Genomic DNA, 16782 nt, shown 5'->3' with positions numbered 1-16782 from the left:
TCGAATCCCCTTTGCAGATGATTTATTACACTTCATGTCATGTAATTCCTAGCTTTGTGGACAAGCCATTTATTTATGTCAGAAAACATTACAGAAATAATTACCCTTTACTCTAATGGAATTGTTCACTTTTTTCAATACTGTCGGATTAAAATTTAGCCTATAAATATAAAAGAATTATTAAAAGCGAACATTTAACAGTTTAAGACCATTTATAATTCGTTTATAACGATGGTAAGCGATTTCTTAATCAAAAATCTAATACCCATTAGTCCCATCTTCATCCTAAAAATCGCGAACTTGTGTTATATTAGTTCACTCCAACGAACGTGTCCCCTCCCGTCTCCACGGCCCAACAAAAAAAGAGCATCCCTTTACCAAAGGGATACTCTACTAATGGGACAACCGTTCAAGCTCATCCAAAGGAGAGCCGCGCCTGCCTGCATACCTGCCCCCCGTCTCCACGGCCCAAACAAAAGAAAGAGCACCCCTTTACCAAAGGGATACTCTACTAATGGGACAACCGTTCAGACTCATCCAACGGGAGCGTACCTGCCTGCAAACCCGCATACCTGCCTTCCGACCGAACCGTCATTGGCCCCGGGCATACAGATGAATGCCGCGGACATACTCGCCCACCAGCACGTCGAGCGCCTCGAATTCCTTACGCACCTCGTCACCGCCGTCCAGCCTGTGCATGACTTCCGCGATGAACGCATCGCAGACCTCCTTGCCCGCCTCGTGCACCCGGCTGTAATCGGCCAGGTAGGCCGGCACGAAATAGCAGTCCAGGCTGTTCATCGCAAAGGCAAACGGACGCACCTTCCCCTCCCCTTCCTGCCATCCCTTAAGACGGTCATAGAGACCGCTCAGCGTAATCAAACCGAGCCGGTACGTCCGCCGGTTATACTCGAAAGCCTCGTCGCCGATCATGCCTCTCTCATGCCGCTTGGCATTCGTCTCGTCAAGGAGGTAGAGCGCCCCTCCCCATTCCGAGGTGAAGCGGAGCCATAACGGCGCGTCCTCCGGCGCAATCTCCATCGTCATCACTTCGCCGAATACGACATCCGGGTTCAATGCCAAGGTCCGGCGTGCCTGCTCTTCCAATACTGCTCTATCCTGCGGGGTGCTGTTCATCTGCGAATCATTCTCCTTCTGTCTCCTGCCGCCGCCCGTGCCGCGGCTTCCTTGCCCTTATTGTAGCAAGTTTCGGCACAAAAGGCACCGCCCCGGCGCACCGCTCGCAAGGCAGCGGCAGAGAGTCCGAACGCAAACAGACAGCAGAGAAGAACAACGCCTCTGCCTTTCTTCATAAAATAGCCGCGTCCCTACATCCCAAGCCAAAGAGACCCGAAACCCATACGCCGCAGCCAGGATAAACGGCATCGCCGTCCATCAAAGACCATGCACATTGATAAAAATATCCGATTGCCGAATCGAGCTAAAGCGAGATATCCTTTCTGATCGTTCAAAAAGCCTCCCGCCGCAGCCGGAGGCATTCCAGGATGCAGACTCGTTGATCCGCATCCCGCCATTCTACCCATTGAAGCTCTGTATTCCTTTTCGCAGGGTGGTCCGCCGGTCCTCCAAAACAAACCGGCTCAGCCCGCTGCAGTCACAAAACGCCATCCGCCTGAGGCTGTGATATCCTCGGCATCCGCTGCGGCATAAGCCTCGCACACGAAGCCCGGCACCTCGGTCCCGTCCTCCAGCTCCACCTTGCCAATGCCGAGCGGCGCGGGAATCCCGGCTGTGAAGGAACCGAACGACACCAGCGGCATCTCCCAAACCTCCAACTGAATGGCAGCCCCGCCCGCCGGCCGCTTGATCATCCCCGGCTTCGCCGGTACGGTCGGCAACTTCACAAGCTGATACTTCGGCGCACTCAGCGCCTCACGGATGAAGACCGCGCCGCACTCCAGCATCTGCTTCTCCAGCGGGAAGCCCCGCATGTGGAGGCCGCAGACGGCCACCAGCGTCGTTCCCGGGCGCGGCTCACCGGTTGACGCTGCAGTGCCGGCCGCAGACGACGCAGCATCGCGAGCAGCATCCCGTTCCCCGCCCGCACTACCGGCCAGGAAAGCCTCAGCCGCCGCCCCGATCAGCCCTTCATTCTCCGCGAGCGCGAAAAGCGTCACACCGAACGGCGTCCGCTCCTCGGCTTCTCCGGCCGGAACAGCGATCGCGCACAGATCGAGCAGGTTGCAGTGGTTCGTGTAGCGCCCCATGTCGCGGTTGGCACCTACCGGATCCTCCCGGACTGCGTCACGGGTCCAGGTACCTCCGGCCGTCGGCATGAGGAGCACCGCATCCTGCAGCAGCCGCCGAGCTTCCAGCTTATAAGACTGGAGCCGGTGCATGGCCCGGAACACGGAAGCGGCGTCATACTCGGCGGAAGCCCCTGTCCGCAGAATCTTCTCCGTCACCGGGAAGGCCGCTCCCGGATGGGACTCCACGAAGCCCCCAAGGTCCGCCCAGCGCTCGGCCACCCAAGGCCCTTCGTAGAGGATCGCCGCCGCTTGGGCGAAGAGCTCCGTCTCGACCTCTTCCACCACCAGACCCAGCGAGAGCGCCCGCTCCCGTGCTGCCCCCCCAAGCTGCGCGGTAGCCCTCCGCGAAGGGGCCGTAGAAGCCGAGCTCACCCTTCGGCAGGAGCAGCCTCGCAGGAAGCTTCGGCAGCGGATCAGGCAGCTCGCGGGACCACGGGTCCGCGTCATGGACGCCGCGCACCGCGCGGTCCACGAGCAGCGCGTCATCCAGGCTGTGCGCGAATACGGTCACGCAGTCGAGGCTGGCGCAGGCCGGCACGACGCCCAGCGTCGGCCAGGCCCCGAGACTCGGCTTCCAGCCGACGAGGCCGTGCAGCGCGGCCGGCACGCGGCCCGAGCCTGCCGTGTCCGTGCCAAGCGCGAAGACAGCCTGCCCGCGTGCCACAGCCACCGCCGAGCCGGACGAGGAGCCGCCGCTGATGAGCTCGGGGCGCAGCGCGTTGCGCGTCTCGCCGTAAGGGCTGCGCGTGCCGACCAGGCCTGTCGCGAACTGGTCGAGGTTCGTCTTGCCAAGCGGGATGGCCCCCGCGGCCACGAGCCGCTCGACAACAGCGGCATGCGCGTCCGGCGTGTAAGCGAATTCGGCGCAGGCTGCCGTCGTCGGCACGCCCGCTACGTCGATGTTGTCCTTCACCGCGAAGGGGATGCCCCACAGCGGATAGAGCTCCGGATCCAGCTCCGCAAGACGTTCAAGATAGGGACGAAGAGTCTCAAGGGCCGGCGGCGTGATCCAGATGTTCATCAGGGCATCCGCTGCCGAGCGCTTCAACACCTCCGCGATCACCGACTCCGGCGTCAGCTCGCGGGCCCTGTATTTTTCCCGCAGCCAAGCCGCCGTCAGCACCTCAGGTATCTCCAGATGTGCCATCAGGCACCCCCCTCGCTTTCCAGTTCGGTTTGCAGTCCCGCAATCAGCTGGCCCGCGTGGACTTCATCCCCCGGACTCACATAGACGGACAGCACATAACCGTCGCACGGAGCCTGCTGCGGGAATTCCATTTTCATACTCTCCTCGATGATAATGACGTCACCTTTCTTCACATACTGGCCCGGTTCGACCAGCACCTTCCACACACTGCCCGGCATCATGCAGCGCACCCCTACGGCACCGGGAGGAAGCACCTCTTCCTCCTGCGGCTCCGCCACTTCGTGCTCGGACACGTATTCCGCAAGCCCCAGCCTCTTCCAGCTCTCACGCTCCGCCTGGAAGGCCGCCTGCTGGCCCGCACGGAAGACATCGGCACTCTCCTTGATCGAGTCGAGGAACGTGAGGTACTCACCCAGGTCGAAGGTCGTCTCCGTAATGTCCGCCTCATAGCGTCCGCGCAGGAAGTCTTCCCGCAGCCGCAGCAGTTCGTCAGCCTCCACCGGGTAGAAGCGGATCTGGTCGAAGAAGCGCAGCAGCCAAGGATGGCCGGGCTTGAAGCTCTCCGTCTCCCGCAGCTTGTTCCACATCTGGATCGTGCGGCCGACGAACTGGTAGCCTCCCGGCCCCTCCATCCCGTAGACGCACATGTACGCTCCGCCGATCCCCACCGCATTCTCCGGCGTCCAGGTCCGGGCCGGATTGTACTTCGTCGTCACGAGGCGGTGGCGCGGATCGGTCGGCGTCGCCACCGGCGCCCCGAGATACACGTCGCCGAGACCGAGGACAAGATAGTTCGCATCGAACACGATCCGCTGCACCTCTTCGATGGAATCCAGCCCGTTCACCCGGCGGATGAACTCCAGGTTGCTCGGGCACCAAGGCGCATCCGGACGCACGTTCTGCTGGTAGCGCTCAATGGCCAGCCGCGTCGCCGGGTCATCCCACGACAGCGGCAGGCGCACGATCCGCGACGGCACCCGGATCGATTCGAGCGGCGGCAGGGCAGCGTCAATGGCAAGAATGCGGCGCGCCGCCTCCCTCACCGTCATCTGCGAAGGGTCGATGTGCACCTGCAGCGAGCGGATGCCCGGTGTCAGATCGAGCACCGGAATGCCGCCATCATCACGGATCGCCTGCATCAGGGCATGCACCTGGAATCGCAGCAGCAGGTCCAGCTCCAAGGCACCGTACTCCACGAGCAGATTCCGGTCTCCGCTGCAGCGGATGGTGATCGGGAATATCCGCCCCTCTTCCTGCCGGATGAGCACCGGATAAGAAGGGGCGAACTCCACCGGCTCCGGCAGTACTGCGGGAGCCCGCCCGATGCGCTCACCGGCTCCGATGGACGCCAAATCTTCTTCCTGCGCCTCGCGCAGCGCCTCCGCTTCCTCCAGCGTCAGCAGCCGGAAGCGGACCTTGTCGCCGGCATGCAGCTGGCCGATCTTCCAGAACTCGGCCGAAGCCGTCGTCACCGGGCAGACAAAGCCGCCGAGACTCGGACCGTCAGGTCCGAGGAGAATCGGCATGTCGCCGGTGAGATCCAGCGTGCCGACCGCGTACGCGTTGTCGTGGATATTGGAGGGGTGCAGCCCCGCCTCTCCCCCGTCCTCCCGCGTCCAGAGCGGCGCCGGTCCGATGAGCCGCACCCCCGTTCGCGAGGAATTGAAATGCACTTCCCACGAAGTGGAGGTGAGCTGCGGCAGGTACTCCGGCCGCAGAAATTCCTCCGTGCAGTGCGGCCCCGGAACAACGCCGATCGTCCACTCCCGGGAGAGCTGCGGCTGCTGCACGGGCGGCAGCCCTTCAGGCACGGCCGGCACCGCCGAGGCGTTCACGCCGAGCACATCGCCCGCGCGGAGGGCCCGGCCGCCGTGGCCGCCGAAGCCGCCCAGCGTGAAGGTCGCGCTGCTGCCAAGCACCTTCGGCATGTCGAAGCCGCCGGCGACAAGCAGATAAGCCCGCATACCCTCCTTAGCTTCACCGAAGCTCAGCACCTGGCCCCGCCCGGCGCATACGGCCTGATAGCGTGGCACATGCTTATCGTCCAGCTTCGCCTCCATATCCGCCCCGGTGATGCAGAACCACACCTCACTGCGGAAGGTGTAGGAGCCTCCGCGCAGGGTCAGCTCCAATCCGCTAGCGTCATCCGGATTGCCAAGCAGCTTGTTGCCGATGCGGAACGAGAGCGGGTCCATCGGCCCGCACGGCGGCACGCCGACATCCCAGTGCCCCGTCCGGCCCGGATAGTCCTGCACCGTCGTCTGGACGCCGCCGTCAAGCACCTCGACCGCCCGCTCCTCGGGCGCGAAGCCGTTCAGCATGCGCGTGAACACGCGGCCTTCGCGGCAGTCCGGCTCCTGCAGCAGTGCCTGCAGGTACTGCAGGTTCGTCGTCAGGCCGTACAGCCGCGCCTCCTCCAGTGCAGCCGCCAGCTTAGCCAGCGCCTCTTCCCGCGTGGCCGCATGCACGATGATTTTGGCCAGCATCGGATCGTACAGCGTCGTGACAGTGAGCCCATCCCGCACCCAGGTCTCGACCCGCGCCCCTTCCGGGAAGACCGCGCGATCGAGCTGCCCCGCACTGGGACGAAAATCATGCAGGCAGTCCTCCGCATAGATCCGCGCCTGGATGCTGTGGCCCTGCGGCTCGGGAACGAGCGCCTGCAGCCCTGTCAGCTCGTCTGCCGCCTCGCGCACCATCCACTCCACGAGGTCGATCCCGAGCACTTCTTCCGTGACCCCATGCTCCACCTGCAGACGCGTATTCACTTCGAGGAAATAGAACTCGCACGTCTCGGGATCGTAGAGGAATTCTACGGTCCCCGCACTCCGGTAGCCGACTTCGGCGGCCAGGCGTCCTGCGGCACCCAGCATGGCCGCCCGCACTTCCTCCGGGAAGTTCGGCGCCGGACTCTCCTCCACTACCTTCTGGTTGCGGCGCTGGATCGAGCAGTCCCGTTCCCCGAGCGTGACCACCTCTCCAAAGGCGTTGCCGAAGATCTGCACCTCCACGTGGCGCGCCTTGGCAATGTATTTTTCGAGGAACAGGTCTCCGTTCTTAAAGTTCGTCTCGGCCAGGTGGCGTACGCCGTCATAAGCGGAACGCAGCGCCTCTTCGTCAGCACATACGCGCATCCCGATCCCGCCTCCACCCGCCGTGCTCTTCAGGATCACGGGGTAGCCGATGGCTGCCGCCTGTACAAGCGCCTCCCCCAGCTCCGTGATGAGCTCGGTCCCCGGCAGCATCGGCACGCCGGCACGGCCTGCGATCTCACGTGCCGAATGCTTCAGGCCGAAGGCCTCCATCTGCTCGGGTGTCGGGCCGATGAAAGCGATCCCACGCTCCCGGCAGGCCCGGGCGAAGTCTGCATTCTCACTAAGAAATCCGTAGCCCGGATGGATCGCCTGCGCTCCTGTCCGGATGGCGGTCTCCAGAATCAGTTCCGTATTGAGGTAACTGTCCTTCGCCGCCCCTTCCCCGATATAGACGGCTTCATCCGCCCCGTCGACATGAAGGCTGTCCTGATCGGCCTGCGTATAGACCGCAACCGATGCAATCCCGAGCCTCCGGAGTGTACGCTCGATGCGGACCGCGATGGCCCCGCGGTTGGCGATAAGCACTTTGCTGAACATAAGAACCTCTCCTCGCTATCGTATAATGGTCAGTTGTCCCAGATCAGAATCCGGATCGGCGTCGGGTTATAAGCGTTGCAGGGATTGTTCAGCTGCGGGCAGTTCGAGACCAGGGCCGTCGTACGGCCGTGCGCCTGCATCTCCACGTAGGCCCCCGGCGAAGACACGCCGTCGTCGAACTTCAGCCCGCCCTCCGGCGTCACCGGCACGTTCATGAAAAAGTTGATGTTCGGCGCCAGATCCCGCTTGAGATACCCCTTGTCAAACTTCGCCATCTGCAGCAGGAACGTATCCCGGCAGTTGTGCATCGGCAGCGTATCGTGCGAGTAGCGCACCGTATTGCTCTGGGCCGAGCAGGCACCGCCCAGGGTGTCATGCCGGCCGCACGTGTCGGCCACGATGGTCAGCAGCGCTTTGCCGGACTCGGTCCGCAGGACGGATCCGGCCGTGAGATAAATGTTGCCCTGCCCCGTCATGGTGGCAATGGCACTGTAATGGTCCTCCGGATTCTCCGCATCATAGAACAGGGTATCCGCCGCCTGGTTGCCTTCCAGGTCGACGATCCGCAGCACCTGGCCCGGCTCCAGCTCCTTCATCCACCCGTCCCCCGCCGGAACAATCACGTCATATACGGCATCCTCGATTTTCCGCGGACTCTCCACCCGGTTGAATACAGCCATCTTTTAGCTCCTCCTTGCGATACAAGTGTGTGTTGACTTTCTTGGACACTCTGCCAACCTAGACCAGCGTCCGTTCAGCGGCACGTTCAGCCAAGCAGGGCGTAATAGGCCCATGTATTCTCAAAGGCACGGGTGTTCTCCGGCCGGAAATTCAGGCAGTAGTCGTCTTCGTTCACAGGCTCGGCCGCCAGCACCTCCACCAGCACGGGCACCGAGGGATAAGACGGGGAAGGATCCATCGGATTCGGCGTGTTCGAGAGCAGCACCAGGGTATCCATCTCGGTCCGCAGCGTCACTTGGGCCCCCTTCGGGCAATGGCGCGGAACAAAGTGCATATCCCCCTGCTCGTCACACGAAATCTTGGAGAACAGATTAACCGGCGGCACAAGATCCCTTCGTCCAAGGCCTGCGCGCACGAGCTCGACCGTCAGGTTTTCTTCCCCGCTTCGGAGCCAATTATTGCGCAGCTCCTGGTAATTCGTCAGGCCGTAGCGGGCATCGGTACCCGCCCGCGTGCTGTAGCCGCCGATCGGATCATGCCAGCCCAGCGTATCTTCGGTCAGACTGGCCAGCACCCTGCCGTTGTCGCTCATGAGCACATGCCCTCTCGTCAGGTGGGAGGTATGCTGCGCCTTGAGCGTATCCGGCATATTGTAGCGCTCCGAAGGATCCTTTGCGTTATATAGAAGCACCGTCAGATTCGCACCTTCCTCAAGGGCCGTAAAGCGCACCAGCCGGCCGCGCCCGACAACCCCCGACCATTTGCCTCCTGCAGGAATCGTGATCTGCCATACACCGTTCATTCTCCCTACCTCCTCATCGTGGGTAAACAAAAAGGGAGACATCGCAAGACTGGCGTCTTGATGATATCTCCCAGGTTTTTATCCTTCCGTGTCGCCGCGCGGCTGGCCGCAGGGCGGTTTACTCTCGGACCAGCCCCGGCTTGCTGCCGGCGGAACCCTAGTAAACTTCGATATGCGGTTATGTTAATTAAACTAACACTGATTTGATTCCGTGTCAACATGTTCAAATAAAATAACATGTAAAGACACATCTTCTCAAATCGAAATCCTTGTGTTATATTAACTGACATATCGATCGATCGTATAGCCACAACAATTGAATATTTGGTTTACAGCTTGTTTTCTAGGGTTCCGCGGCGGCCATGCACCTGCCGGACTGGTCCGAGAGAAAACGCACGGCACGGCCGTGTACACGGAGGGACAAAAGCCCGGGAGGATATCAACGTCGATATCTCTCCCGGGCTTTTTTGTTTGCTCCGGCGCACACAGCCTGCCCTAATACGGAGGGAGTGTCTGCACGATGATGAATCAAGAGGTAACGCTGAAGAAATCACTGACCCTGTTCGGGGTTGTCTACCTGGGCCTCGCCTGGATGACGCCCATGATTTATTTCTCCGTTTACGGCATTGCTTACGACACCTCACAGGGCATGCTTACCCAAGCTTATCTGGTCGCGTTCCTGGCGATCTTCTTCACGGCGAGCAGCTATGGTATCATGGCACGGACCTTCCCGGCCTCCGGCTCCGCTTATACTTATGTCAAAAAGAGCATTCATCCCTACCCCGGTTTTCTGGTAGGCTGGGCGCTGCTGCTCGATTATCTCTTTTCCCCGCTCATTGCCTGCCTGACCTTCGGGATCTACCTGAACGCCCAATTCCCCTCCGTTCCCGCAGGGGTCTGGATCGTGCTGCTGAATATCGTGCTGGCCGTCATCGCCTCCCTCGGCGTGAACTTCTCCGCCCAGCTCAGCAAAGTCTTCGTCTGGATTCAGATGGCCTTCATCGGCGTCTTCTGCCTCTTCCTGCTCAAGAATCTGTCAGGCGCCGCCGTACACCCTCTTCAGCCCCTGCTGCAGACCGACGTGCCGCCGTCCGTCATCTTCGCCGGCGCTTCGATCATCTGCTTCTGCTTCCTCGGCTTCGACTCGGTGACGACCATGTCCGAGGAGACTCACCACGCCCAGACCACGATTCCGCGCGCCATCCGGATCATTATTCTCATGGCCGGCGCCCTGTATCTGGCCCCATCCTACCTGACGCAGCTGGCCTTTCCTCAGGCCATGACCTTCGAGAATGCGGATTCGGCGGGCTTCGAGGTCGTGAAGCTGGTCGGCGGCGCCGCACTCTCCTCCTTGTTCATTACCGTGCTCGTTCTGGCCATCTTCACCCAGGGCCTCTCCTCCCTCACCACGGTATCCCGCCTGCTCTTCGTCATGGGGCGTGATACCACCCTGCCGCGCCGGTTCTTCGGCTCCCTGCACCCGCGGTTCCAGACGCCGGTCGCCAACATCGTCCTGGTGTCCCTGGTCTCTCTGCTGGCTCTGGTGATTTCGCTCGAGACCGCCGTCAAATTCGTGAGCTTCGGCGCCCTCACCGCCTTCATCTTCGTCAACCTGTCCGTCATCGCCCAAAAATATGTCCGTGAAAAGCTCCGCTCCCCGCTGGAAACGTGCAGGTACCTGCTGTTCCCGCTGATCGGCGCCGGCTTCATCGGCTGGCTGCTGTCGCTGCTGGACGCATCCGCCCTGCTCATGGGCGGCGCCTGGGTTGCCTTCGGCGCCGTCTACCATTACCTGCGCGGCCTCTCCCTGCGCCGCTCGGAAGACAAAAGCACACCCGCCGCGGCCCATCCGTCACCCACACGGATCGGAGCCGACCGTCTGGGCTGATCCGCGCTGTTTAAAATCACCCGCAACGCCAAATACTACTCCCGATAGAAATCATTGGCGTGGTGCGCCGGGCCTGATCCGTGTTCCTGCGGGAAGACGCCTAGGGGGTTCCGGTTCATCCGCTCCGGGAGGACGCGATCCGACATGACAAACAAGAATGAACTCATGACCATCGTAGGACAGATGGCCGATACTCTCGCACAGGCCACCGAGAGACTCTCCTCGGTCGCCCAGGATTCCGATTCGCTGGCCCGCATCTCCCAGCAGCTGCTTGCCCAGTCCCAGACCTCGAATGAGGATGCCAAAAAGACCGACGAAGTGCTCGCCTTCATCCGGCACGTGGCCGGGCAGACCAACCTGCTCGGACTGAACGCCTCCATCGAGTCCGCCCGGGCCGGCGAGATGGGCCGCGGCTTCGCCGTCGTCGCCAGCGAGATCCGCAAGCTCTCGCTCGATACGATCTCCTCCGCAGAGAAGATCCAGGATATCCTGAGCAACATCCGCCAGACGACCGACAGCATCTCGAGCACCGTGCGCGAGATCCACACCATCGGCCAGCGGCAGGTGACTTCGGCTGCCGGTATCGAAGCGTCCATGCGGGAGATCGAAGCGATGTCCCGGCAGCTCAGCACTTTTGTCTCCAGGCTGTAGCGGGAGGCGCGTCGGCGAGCCGGAGATCGTGCAGGAACGTTGCCGTTGGAGCCCCCGGCATCGAATTCGCGTATCCTGTACCCGTACCGCTAACCGGCACCTGATGGCGAGATGGAAGCAGCCGTCGCAAGCGTCACACTGTCAGGTCGGACAAGGAGTACCTGCTGCAGCCACCCCGGATTCGTTCCCGATCCGGGGGATTTGGCATGCCGCGCCTACGCTGCAAGGAAACCCAGCGGCGGGCGCTGGCTTAGCAAGGAAAGCAGAGGCATCCCAAACGCTCTGCATCCGGGGCAGACCACTCAGGACGGCAGCCCAAAAAGCCCCGCACCCATGGGCTGCCGGCTCCGGTAAGGGCCGCTTGAAACTCTGTCCCGGGCAAGAAAATAGCGTATCCTGTACCCGTACCGCTAACCGGTACCTGATGGCGAGAGAGAGGCATGCATCGCAAGCGTCACACTGGCAGGTCGGACAAGGAGTACCTGCTGCAGCCACCCCGGATTCGTTCTTGATCCGGGGGATTTGGCATGCCCTGCGCCTTCGCTGCAAGGAAACCAAGCGGCTGGTACTGGCTTAGTAAGGAAAGCAGAGGCATCCCAAACGCTCTGCATCCGGGGCAGACCACTCAGGACGGCAGTCCAAAAAGCCCCGCACCAATGGGCTGCCGGCTCCGGTAAGGGCCCCTTGAAGCTCTGTTTTCCGGGCAAGAAAATAGCGGAACTCAGGTTCGCTATCTCCCTTTCAAGCAGGGCCATTTTTGAAATAGCGGAACTGAGGAGGGTATTTCATAATTGTTTCACTCTGTCTTCGAAAAGGCAGAATTTCTAAAACGCTATTTTTAAAACAGGTGGCTAAATTTTAGGCTGCCTGTTTTTGTTGTTTTTGGCGCATGCAATCAACAGCATATTGACAAAGCGTGTAGCTAAGAACACTCAGGGCGGCGTCAACCTCAGCTCTTTTACCGCGCTTCCTAGACGCCCCCAGTCCGTAGTAACCCTTCAGATAGGCAAAGATTCGCTCAACCGTTGTCCGTTTCTTGTATATTTTTTTGTAAGATTTACTGCCCCTGGCTGGTACGGTAAATCGTCTGAGATCCTTCTCTACCTTGATTTTATAGACCCTTTGACACCTGCCGCTTTTTTCTAGCGGGCATGCTTTGCACTCTTGGGGCCTAGTGAATTTTAAGCTTTTGTTCTTGGCATCGAAGCTGTCATATACGTAAGAGTGCCCTTCCTGACACACCGGGTGAAAATTCTCATTCAATCCTTCCGGCGGCTTTTTCGCTCGCTCGTTATAGTCAATTAGAGGCCAGGCTCCCAAGCTCCTTACTTGTTTGTAGACGGCCATAACATCATATCCAGCATCAGCCAAGGCGTGTTTGACCTTCCAGTCAGGAAAATCGGTTTGAAACTTCTTTAGCAGCGGAATCGCCAGCCGTCCGTCATTTACGTGAGCGGAACTGAAGAGGGCGCTCAAAATGTAATGCCCTTTACTGTCTGCGAGAATATGCAGTTTGTATCCATGCCACCACATGAGTTTTCCATTGGAGCCTTTTTTACTGCTCGTACTTGGATGTATAGGAATCAGCGGTTTGAGCTGCTCAAATGTGTAAGGGAGCATATCCTCGAGTTTACGTTCGAACAGGGGCAAAGAAGCTTCCCATGCTTCTCTTTCCAAACGGCGGCGCTCCGCCTCTGCCTTCGTAGGCGCACCCCTTTTATATTTCTTCCGCGGGTCTTCCAGACGCTTAGCGCTGGTGGATGGGGAGTGTTCCATTTCAAGGACAGGTTGTTCGTTAGACTCGGCCTTCGATTCCACTTCCTGTTCTTTACGCGGTTGGCGTTCCTCTGCCTCTACATGGGTGGAGTCAAAGCTAATAAAACTGGGAGAGACGAATCCCGCCGCAGCGGCGAGGGAAATGACTTGGCGCTGCAGCTCCCACAGCACACCGGAGTCGGCGAGTTTTGTATACAACCGTGAAAATGAAGCTTCACTAGGAATAGCGTCGGATCCGCGAAAACGGCAAGTCCTGCGGAACTCTTCATTTGTCCGCAAGCGCTTCAGCAAATCTTTTGTGGTCGGAATACGTTCAATGGTCCCAATGAGCATAGCGTATACCATGGCCGCATAGTTCAGCTCTTCTGGCCGGCCTCTGTGCGTTCTCTTGTTGAGCACGCGCAGTGCAGGTAAGAGGTCAAGCGTTTTGAAAACGATGCTGTATTTATTTTCTGGTGCCATTTCCATAAGCTCTTGCAGGGAAAACAGCTCTTCTTGACGAATAGTATACAAAAGAGTACCTCCTTCGTTTGAGTGTGGTGTGGTAACCATACATTCAATAACTTGGGTAGGTACTCCTTTTTTTTCTGCCCTGAAAGCCAGTTACGGCATGGGTTTTGAATTATGAAAGTGACTCCTGAGGTTCGCTATTCCCATGACCAAGGCCGCTTGAGGTAGAGATAATGAAGAATAAGATACCTGAGTTCCGCTATTGTTCGGGAAATGTTGGGAAATAATCAAATAAAGCATCGGAGTTCCGCTATTTCAAATTGGAGCGGCGGCGGAATGCTCCTCTCCCGGATCGAGTGCATTCATATTACCCGAGAAAGCCCGGTACAGCACCATCCCACCCATTCAATCCGTTATACCGATAGGGAAGTTTCAGACCACCTCAGATGTCAGCCAGACCCGTTCCATCCCGTATTCAACCACCGCAACTATTAAGCCCATGTATGGTTTAGGATAATGACCCTTCGTGCCGCGGGCACTTTCCATTGAACGTCACCCGGTTCCCGTTCAAAAAAGCTGACAACCTTCAGCCTAAGCGGCCCACACAGCATCCTCCGCCGCTAACCGGCGCACTTCTCGATCCGCACACGGCCCGAGAAGAAGACCGCTCCGCCTCCCATATCGGCCACGCGGTCCGGCGTCAGCGCGTTCACGAGCGCTTTGCCGTCCTTGCCGTCGGCCCACAGGCCTTGGCTGACTGCCACGCCGGGCAGCACATCCGTGCCCACCGCCGCGGTCAGCTCGCATTCGCCGCGGGCATTCCACACGCGCACGCGGTCGCCGTTTGCGATCCCCAGCGCCGCAGCATCCGCATCATTCATATGGAGCTTCGGCTCCCGCTCCATCCGCACATGCTTGTCATTGTGGGCGAACGTCGAGTTCAGGAAGTTATGGTTCGGTGCCGGGATGAAGAGGAACGGCAGATCCCCCTCATCCTCGACCGGCAGCGGGATGTAGGTCGGCAGCGGCGGATAGCCCCTGCGCTCCATTGTCTTGGAGTAGAGCTCGATTTTGCCGCTCGGCGTATGCAGCCGGCCCGGGAAGAGAGGCTTCACCTTGCCCTTGAGGAACTGCTGCTCCGCCAGCTTCTCGTAGGTCATGCCTTCGAGCACCTCGTTGCGCGGATAATCGAGCGCCTGCCGGATCATATCCGCTTCGGTGTCGCGCAGCGCCTCGTCCTCGAACCCCATCGCCGCAGCCAGCAGCCGGAACACCTCGACGTTCGACTTGCTCTCTCCGTAGGCCTCAATAACCGGCTCCTGAATCTGGACGTAATGGTGCCAGTAGGATCGGTAGAAGTCCGTGTTCTCGAACGCCGAGGTCGCCGGAAGCACGAGGTCTGCATACGCAGCCGTCTCCGTCAGGAAGAGCTCATGCACGACAGTGAACAGATCCTCCCGCGCCAGCCCTTCCCGCACCTTGTTGGCATGCGGAGCCACAACCGCCGGATTGGAGTTGTATACAAACAGAGAGGCGACCGGCGGATCGAGCTCAAGCAGCGCGCTGCCGAGCAGATTCATGTTGATGCGCCGCGTCTGCTTCGGCAGCAGGTCCGGACGCTGCAGCGCCTGGGCGTTGTGCTCGAGATAGGAGCCGTTGCCCTTGATCGCCCCGCCGCCGGGATACAGCCAGGCCCCCGTCAGCGCAGGCAGACAGGCGATCGTGCGGATGCACATGCCGCCGTTGTCATGATGCTGCGGGCCGTTGCCGATCCGCAGGAACGATGCCTTCGCAGCGCCGTACATCCGTGCCAGACGATAAATATCCTCCACCGGCACACCGGTAATCTCCGCCACCGAGTCCGGATCGTACGAGCGCACATGCTCCCGGAGCTCCGCGTGACCGACCGTGTACCGCTCCAGGAACGACTCGTCCGTGAGCCCTTCGGCGAACAGGATATGCATCAGCCCGAGCGCCAGCGCCGCGTCGGTCCCCGGGCGTACCGGAATGAACCAATCCGCCCACCGGCCGGTCTGGTTCTTGTGCACGTCGATCACGACGATCTTGGCTCCTCTCTTGCGGGCCTTCTCGGCCAGGACCACCTGATGCATATTCGTGCTGACCGCATTGATGCCCCACATGATAATAAGCTCGGCGTGCACCGTGTCCTCGGGATCGATCCCGAAGCCTCCGCCCATCGTATAGTTATAGCCTTCCGTGCCCGCGGCCTGGCAGATCGTGTACTGGAGCCGACTCGCACCCAGACGGTGGAAAAACCGGCGGTCCATGCCTTCCGTCCCGAGCCGGCCCATATTCCCATAGAAGCTGTACGGCAGGATCGCTTCCGCACCCTGCTCAGCGATAATCTTGTTCCAACGGGCGACGATCGTGTCGATCGCCTCGTCCCACGTAATGCGCTCGAACCGCCCCTCGCCCTTGCGGCCCACCCGCTTCAGCGGATACTGCAGCCGCTTCTCGTCGTAGATCCGGTGAGCCATATGCCGGACCTTGTTGCAGATCGCCCCCTGGGTCACGGGATGGGACGGATCGCCTTCGATCTTGACGATGCGGCCTTCTTTTTTATGAACGAGCAGCCCGCACTGGTCGGGACAGTCCAGAGAGCAGACCGACGGGAAGACCCCGTCCGGCTGCAGTGTATATGAATTCATGAGGATTCCTTCTTCCGATTCAGAATTATCATCCGGCGGCGGGATCTCCACCCTATTTGACCATGGTTAAAATAATCCCCGAACCACTCCTGCCTCTCCTCATCATAGGGGATTCCCTCCTGCTGAACAAGAGTCTTTCTCCTCTCCCCCTCACGAGAAGGACCATCCCAGATACAATGCGCTCCCCCACATAATCAGCGCGGACGCCTTGTTCAGATACAGACGCAGCGGGGAGTGAAGCCGGCCCGCCAGACGCCCCGCACCGGCCAGGAACAGGAACCACACAAGCGAGACGCCGATGGCCGCCGCTGCAAAAAGCACCTTGTCCGCCCCCGCATACCGGAGGGAGCTCGTGCCGATAACACCGATCGTATCGAGGATCGCGTGCGGATTGAACAGCGAGACGGAGGCCGCGAACAGCATCTGCCTGCGGGGACCCATGACCGCAGCACTCCCTGCCCCGTCACCCTCCGGCTGTGCCGGATTTCCTTCCGTGCCTGCGGGTGCAGCCGCAGCAGGTGTCCGCCAGGTCACGAGCCCCATATACAGCAGGAAGAGGATGCCTGCAAGGACCAAGACGGTCTTGATCCAGGAGACCGTCAGGATAAGCAGCGAGACGCCGAGCACCGCAGCCAGAATCAGCAGCATGTCGCAGAGCGCCGCGGTGAGCACCGCGGGTAGCGCCCGCACGAACCGGGGCTGAACCGCCCCCTGGTTAAAAATAAAGACATTCTGGACGCCGAGCGGCAGAATCAACCCGAACGCCAGCAGTACGCCATGAACAAAAGCCAAATCGAATCCCTCCACCGAGCCGTG

General features: G+C 60.2%; 9 protein-coding genes, 1 pseudogene and 2 riboswitches. Of the genes and pseudogenes, 2 read left to right on the top strand and 8 right to left on the bottom strand.

What is annotated here, in order from left to right; genetic code table 11:
* Window positions 1-591: 591 nt before the first annotated feature.
* The 5 genes and pseudogenes from PM3016_RS03945 to PM3016_RS03925 all read right to left on the bottom strand — a co-directional run bounded on the left by PM3016_RS03945 (window position 592) and on the right by PM3016_RS03925 (window position 8532).
* Window positions 592-1137 (bottom strand): hypothetical protein, encoded by a 546-nt coding sequence (locus PM3016_RS03945; protein WP_013914603.1) that lies wholly within the window; start codon window positions 1135-1137, stop codon window positions 592-594.
* Window positions 1138-1601: 464 nt separating this feature from the next.
* Window positions 1602-3417: pseudogene (gene atzF / locus PM3016_RS03940) on the bottom strand (allophanate hydrolase).
* Complete coding sequence (uca, locus tag PM3016_RS03935; protein ID WP_014368495.1) at window positions 3417-7049, bottom strand: urea carboxylase; 3633 nt, start codon at window positions 7047-7049, stop codon at window positions 3417-3419. Before uca ends, atzF begins: the two are co-directional and overlap by 1 nt.
* A gap of 29 nt (window positions 7050-7078) precedes the next feature.
* Window positions 7079-7729: an urea amidolyase associated protein UAAP2 gene (locus PM3016_RS03930; protein WP_014368494.1), complete on the bottom strand. Its 651-nt coding sequence runs from the start codon at window positions 7727-7729 to the stop codon at window positions 7079-7081.
* Between the two features lie 86 nt (window positions 7730-7815).
* Window positions 7816-8532 (bottom strand): urea amidolyase associated protein UAAP1, encoded by a 717-nt coding sequence (locus tag PM3016_RS03925; RefSeq protein WP_014368493.1) that lies wholly within the window; start codon window positions 8530-8532, stop codon window positions 7816-7818.
* A 65-nt stretch (window positions 8533-8597) separates the two neighbouring features.
* Window positions 8598-8704: riboswitch (guanidine-I (ykkC/yxkD leader) on the bottom strand.
* Window positions 8705-8864: 160 nt separating this feature from the next.
* A riboswitch (guanidine-I (ykkC/yxkD leader) is annotated at window positions 8865-8969 on the top strand.
* A gap of 83 nt (window positions 8970-9052) precedes the next feature.
* On the opposite strand from PM3016_RS03925, the gene PM3016_RS03920 reads away from it, so the two are divergent.
* Entirely contained in the window at window positions 9053-10420 is a 1368-nt protein-coding gene (locus tag PM3016_RS03920; RefSeq protein WP_014368492.1) for an APC family permease, read from the top strand.
* A gap of 144 nt (window positions 10421-10564) precedes the next feature.
* Window positions 10565-11071 carry a methyl-accepting chemotaxis protein gene (locus tag PM3016_RS03915; protein WP_013914596.1) on the top strand — a complete coding sequence of 169 codons (507 nt, stop codon included), beginning with the start codon at window positions 10565-10567 and terminating at the stop codon, window positions 11069-11071.
* Between the two features lie 858 nt (window positions 11072-11929).
* Here the strand turns inward: PM3016_RS03915 and PM3016_RS03910 are convergent.
* From PM3016_RS03910 to PM3016_RS03900, 3 genes are all read right to left on the bottom strand, one after another.
* Window positions 11930-13360, bottom strand: a complete 1431-nt coding sequence (locus tag PM3016_RS03910; RefSeq protein WP_014368491.1) for a transposase — start codon at window positions 13358-13360, stop codon at window positions 11930-11932.
* Window positions 13361-13917: 557 nt separating this feature from the next.
* The gene (locus tag PM3016_RS03905) at window positions 13918-15966 is read right to left on the bottom strand and encodes a molybdopterin-containing oxidoreductase family protein (RefSeq protein ID WP_014368490.1); all 2049 of its coding nucleotides are present in this window, start codon (window positions 15964-15966) and stop codon (window positions 13918-13920) included.
* A 150-nt stretch (window positions 15967-16116) separates the two neighbouring features.
* Complete coding sequence (locus PM3016_RS03900; RefSeq protein WP_014368489.1) at window positions 16117-16758, bottom strand: LysE/ArgO family amino acid transporter; 642 nt, start codon at window positions 16756-16758, stop codon at window positions 16117-16119.
* Between the last annotated feature and the right edge of the window lie 24 nt (window positions 16759-16782).

Source organism: Paenibacillus mucilaginosus 3016, assembly GCF_000250655.1.
In the GTDB taxonomy this organism is placed as follows: Bacteria; Bacillota; Bacilli; order Paenibacillales; family NBRC-103111; genus Paenibacillus_G; species Paenibacillus_G mucilaginosus.
Note: the sequence above shows the minus strand (reverse complement) of the source record. Positions and strands in the feature narration are given on the sequence as shown.

What these genes read in the sequence shown, in the direction of transcription:
- PM3016_RS03925 (WP_014368493.1), bottom strand. Translation starts at nt 8,532, where the DNA reads ATGAACGGTGTATGGCAGATCACGATTCCTGCAGGAGGCAAATGGTCG.
- PM3016_RS03930 (WP_014368494.1), bottom strand. Translation starts at nt 7,729, where the DNA reads ATGGCTGTATTCAACCGGGTGGAGAGTCCGCGGAAAATCGAGGATGCC.
- uca (WP_014368495.1), bottom strand. Translation starts at nt 7,049, where the DNA reads ATGTTCAGCAAAGTGCTTATCGCCAACCGCGGGGCCATCGCGGTCCGC.
- PM3016_RS03920 (WP_014368492.1), top strand. Translation starts at nt 9,053, where the DNA reads ATGATGAATCAAGAGGTAACGCTGAAGAAATCACTGACCCTGTTCGGG.
- PM3016_RS03915 (WP_013914596.1), top strand. Translation starts at nt 10,565, where the DNA reads ATGACAAACAAGAATGAACTCATGACCATCGTAGGACAGATGGCCGAT.
- PM3016_RS03905 (WP_014368490.1), bottom strand. Translation starts at nt 15,966, where the DNA reads ATGAATTCATATACACTGCAGCCGGACGGGGTCTTCCCGTCGGTCTGC.
- PM3016_RS03945 (WP_013914603.1), bottom strand. Translation starts at nt 1,137, where the DNA reads ATGAACAGCACCCCGCAGGATAGAGCAGTATTGGAAGAGCAGGCACGC.